Below are 3101 nucleotides of genomic sequence, written 5' to 3' on the forward strand. Positions count from 1 at the left end.
AAAAACGGATTTCCCTCCGATGAACTGCGTCGTTGAAATTGTGCAAAAAATAATTGACAATGGGGCTGATGAAATAAAGCACAAGACCGAAGATAAGTTGAATATGTGCTATGGTCGCAGTCCAATGTCTTACGGCGTTATCGACTCTGGAGAAACTTCTTTTTGAACTCCAGCCGCTAAAGGCACGGAAAATAGCAAAAAGTAAACTTGCCAATACCAGCCAGCGAACCAGAGAATGTAGTGCTAATACTGTTGAGTACATTTTATGTTATTGATCATTATTTGTTGGCGGAGCTAAGGTAAAACAAAAGTATATTGTACAGTGATCATTCTAAAATGTTTAGAATGAATTGCTAAAAAAAGATGTATTGAGTAGTTTGCAAAAAAAAATAGCCATCTGCCGGGTAAACCCCAGCCAGCACAAATTAATATACGATCATGAAAAAAATTATCCTTGTTTTATTCTTGGCTGTTTTAAGTAACACAACAATCAAAGCACAGTCGCTTCTACCTTTTGCCGATGGAGATCGAGTCGCCTTTTTGGGGAATAGCATTACCGAGGCCGGATACTACGGATCCAATATTTGGCTGTATTACATGACACGTTTTCCGGAACGGAAGATTTCAGTAATTAATGTTGGGATAGGAGGCGATGTTGTAGGGCAAATGAACGAACGCTTTGAGCAGGATGTATTGCCGAAAAAGCCGAATATTGTGGTCCTTACCTTTGGAATGAACGATAGCGGCTATTCTGAGTTTAATGAAACAAATGCCGACGAAACAGCAAAACAGCGTGTAGCAAAATCACAGCAGAATTTCGTTCTGCTTGCAGATAAATTGAAGGCTCAATCCAAGATCAAACCTGTGATGATGTCCTCGTCGCCTTATGACGAGACCATGGAAAACAAAAACAATTATTTCAAGGGCAAAAGTAAGGCCATGGAGCAGGTTATCGCCTTTCAGCAAGAAGCCGCAAAAAAAAACGGGTGGGCTTATGTAGATCTGTTTCATCCCATGACCGAAATCAACGTAAGGGAACAAAAGAAAAAGCCTGATTTTACCATTACAGGGCCAGATCGTATCCATCCAGGTAGGGGTGGACATCTGGTGATGGCAGCATTATTTCTTAAAAGTCAGGGTCTGTCCGGTAAACCCGTGGCAAGTGTTCACATCGACACAAAGAATGGACTTGTTGAGGCAGAGAATGCAAAGGTTAACATTAAGAAAAAAAGTGAGCAGGGATTAAGTTTCAACTATTTTGCCAGTGCATTACCTTTTCCAATAGATTCTGTTAATGGTGTATGGGAAAATCCACAAACACAGGCAGATGTATTGGCCGTATATCCTTTTATCATGGAGTTCAATCAGGAAAATTTAAAAGTCGAAAATCTGGAAAATGGAAATTATGACCTGATGATTGATGGTAAGAAAATAAGGACATTTAGTGCTGATGCGTTTGCAAAGGGCATCAACATGGCTTTGTTGAGCAATACGCCACAATACCAGCAAGCGGTTTCGATCATGTATCTTAACGACTTAAGGTTGGAACTGGAGAAAAAAATTAGGGAGTACTATTGGTTGCATTTTAACTATTTCAAAGCACAAAATATGTTATTTGATGATTCGCAGCAGGCATTTGATAAAGTAGCCGAAAAAGCTAAGACCGACTGGTTTGTGAGAAGTAAGATGGGAACTTATCAAACTGCCCGTTTTCCGGAAGTGAGGGCAATGTGGGAAGATAATATCAAACAATTAACCGAGAGGATTTACCAGATCAATAAGCCAAAATCGCATCTTGTGGAAATTGTGCAGTTGAAATGAGGAAATTGAAATCGTTTACGACAAAGCCACCCATTGGGTGGCTTTGTCAGGAGAATTGCCCCGAAAATAAAATTGCTTAATTCATTGATCTTGCCGCATCACGTAATGCCTTAATTGCATCATGGGCAGACTTAATCTCTGAGGCCTGGTTGCTAACCGTTTCTAATGCTGTGCCGCTAAGGTCACCATTTTCTAATGCCACTTTGTAGGCTGCTTTTATCGCATCTTCTCCACGCTCTGCCTCAGAAAGTATGCTGGCACGATCACTGCCACCAAAGAGTGATTTTACATCGATCCAGGCACGATGTAGGGTGCCTGCAACGCTATTGCCTGTTTCCACATCTTCACCATATCCTGCGACAATCGCAGTCAATTCCTGACTGAATTTACGGCTCTGGCTGCTGTACTCCTGAAATAAGGCTTTCAAATCCACATTTTCATCTTTAATGTCTGCGATAGCTTTTTCAAATCCCGCGATGCGGTCGTTGTTGATCTCTGTGAGATCGTTTAATACTGATACTGATTTTGTGCTCATGGTAAATGGTTTTAGGGTGGTAGAACAACTGAAAACGCAGGCGGTTTTAAATAAAAAAATAAAAACACGTGTTTCCGTTATTGTGAGGCACACAGTAAATTTTTTTAAAAAGTACTTTGTAATACAAAGTTATTTATTTACCTTCATATTTGAATAATTTGAAAAATCTTAACCATTATCAATCATGAAAAACAAAGCAGGTAAAATTAGCGGGTTTATCTTAGGGGCAGCAGGCTTCCTTTTGATGTTTAAAATGATCTTTCTTAGAAATATTGCTCCATCAGATGAGCTGGCACCGGGAGTTGTAGTTATTACTGCGGTATTAACTGGAGTATTATTTGCCTTTATAGGCTCATTAGTTCAAAACTATCTTGTTAAGAAGAGCACCTGAGTGCATTATCATTCTTTGTTATATCTTAATTGGATAACAGATTACAAAGGAATCTTTTTTAACAGCGGAATGATATTTTCTAATGACTTTTGGAGCATAGCTTCCTGTTTTTTTTGACCTGATGATCCTAAAATAAAATCTGTAATCCAGTTGCTGACTTTATAGATATCTATGGTAAGTTTGGTTTCCTTGTCTGCCACTTTTGTCAGCGTGAAGTAAGTCACCTGTTCTCCTTTTTCATCCGTTTCGCTAAATTCAATCTTATCATCCGAATAGGAGTAACTGCTCGAATAGTAAAGTGTTTTTCCGTTGGTAAATGTCCACCTGCTCTTCATACCCACCCGTGGTAAAAGG

Annotated in this window: 4 protein-coding genes; 2 read left to right on the forward strand and 2 right to left on the reverse strand. The window is 39.4% G+C overall.

Going from position 1 to position 3101, the window contains the following annotated elements; genetic code table 11:
* Window positions 1-438: 438 nt before the first annotated feature.
* A complete protein-coding gene (locus AC1DDX_RS25840) occupies window positions 439-1821 on the forward strand; it encodes an SGNH/GDSL hydrolase family protein (RefSeq protein WP_337716753.1) in 1383 nt (460 codons plus the stop codon).
* A gap of 76 nt (window positions 1822-1897) precedes the next feature.
* On the opposite strand, the gene AC1DDX_RS25845 is transcribed toward AC1DDX_RS25840, so the two are convergent.
* Window positions 1898-2356 (reverse strand): ferritin-like domain-containing protein, encoded by a 459-nt coding sequence (locus tag AC1DDX_RS25845; protein ID WP_048903225.1) that lies wholly within the window; start codon window positions 2354-2356, stop codon window positions 1898-1900.
* Between the two features lie 184 nt (window positions 2357-2540).
* Here AC1DDX_RS25845 and AC1DDX_RS25850 point away from each other — a divergent pair, with 184 nt between their 5' ends.
* Window positions 2541-2747 (forward strand): hypothetical protein, encoded by a 207-nt coding sequence (locus tag AC1DDX_RS25850; protein ID WP_337716755.1) that lies wholly within the window; start codon window positions 2541-2543, stop codon window positions 2745-2747.
* A gap of 41 nt (window positions 2748-2788) precedes the next feature.
* Here AC1DDX_RS25850 and AC1DDX_RS25855 read toward each other — a convergent pair.
* On the reverse strand, window positions 2789-3101 hold a 313-nt coding region (locus tag AC1DDX_RS25855; RefSeq protein ID WP_477622863.1), incomplete at its 5' end, for a hypothetical protein.

This window comes from Pedobacter sp. 10L46_2, from assembly GCF_056395165.1.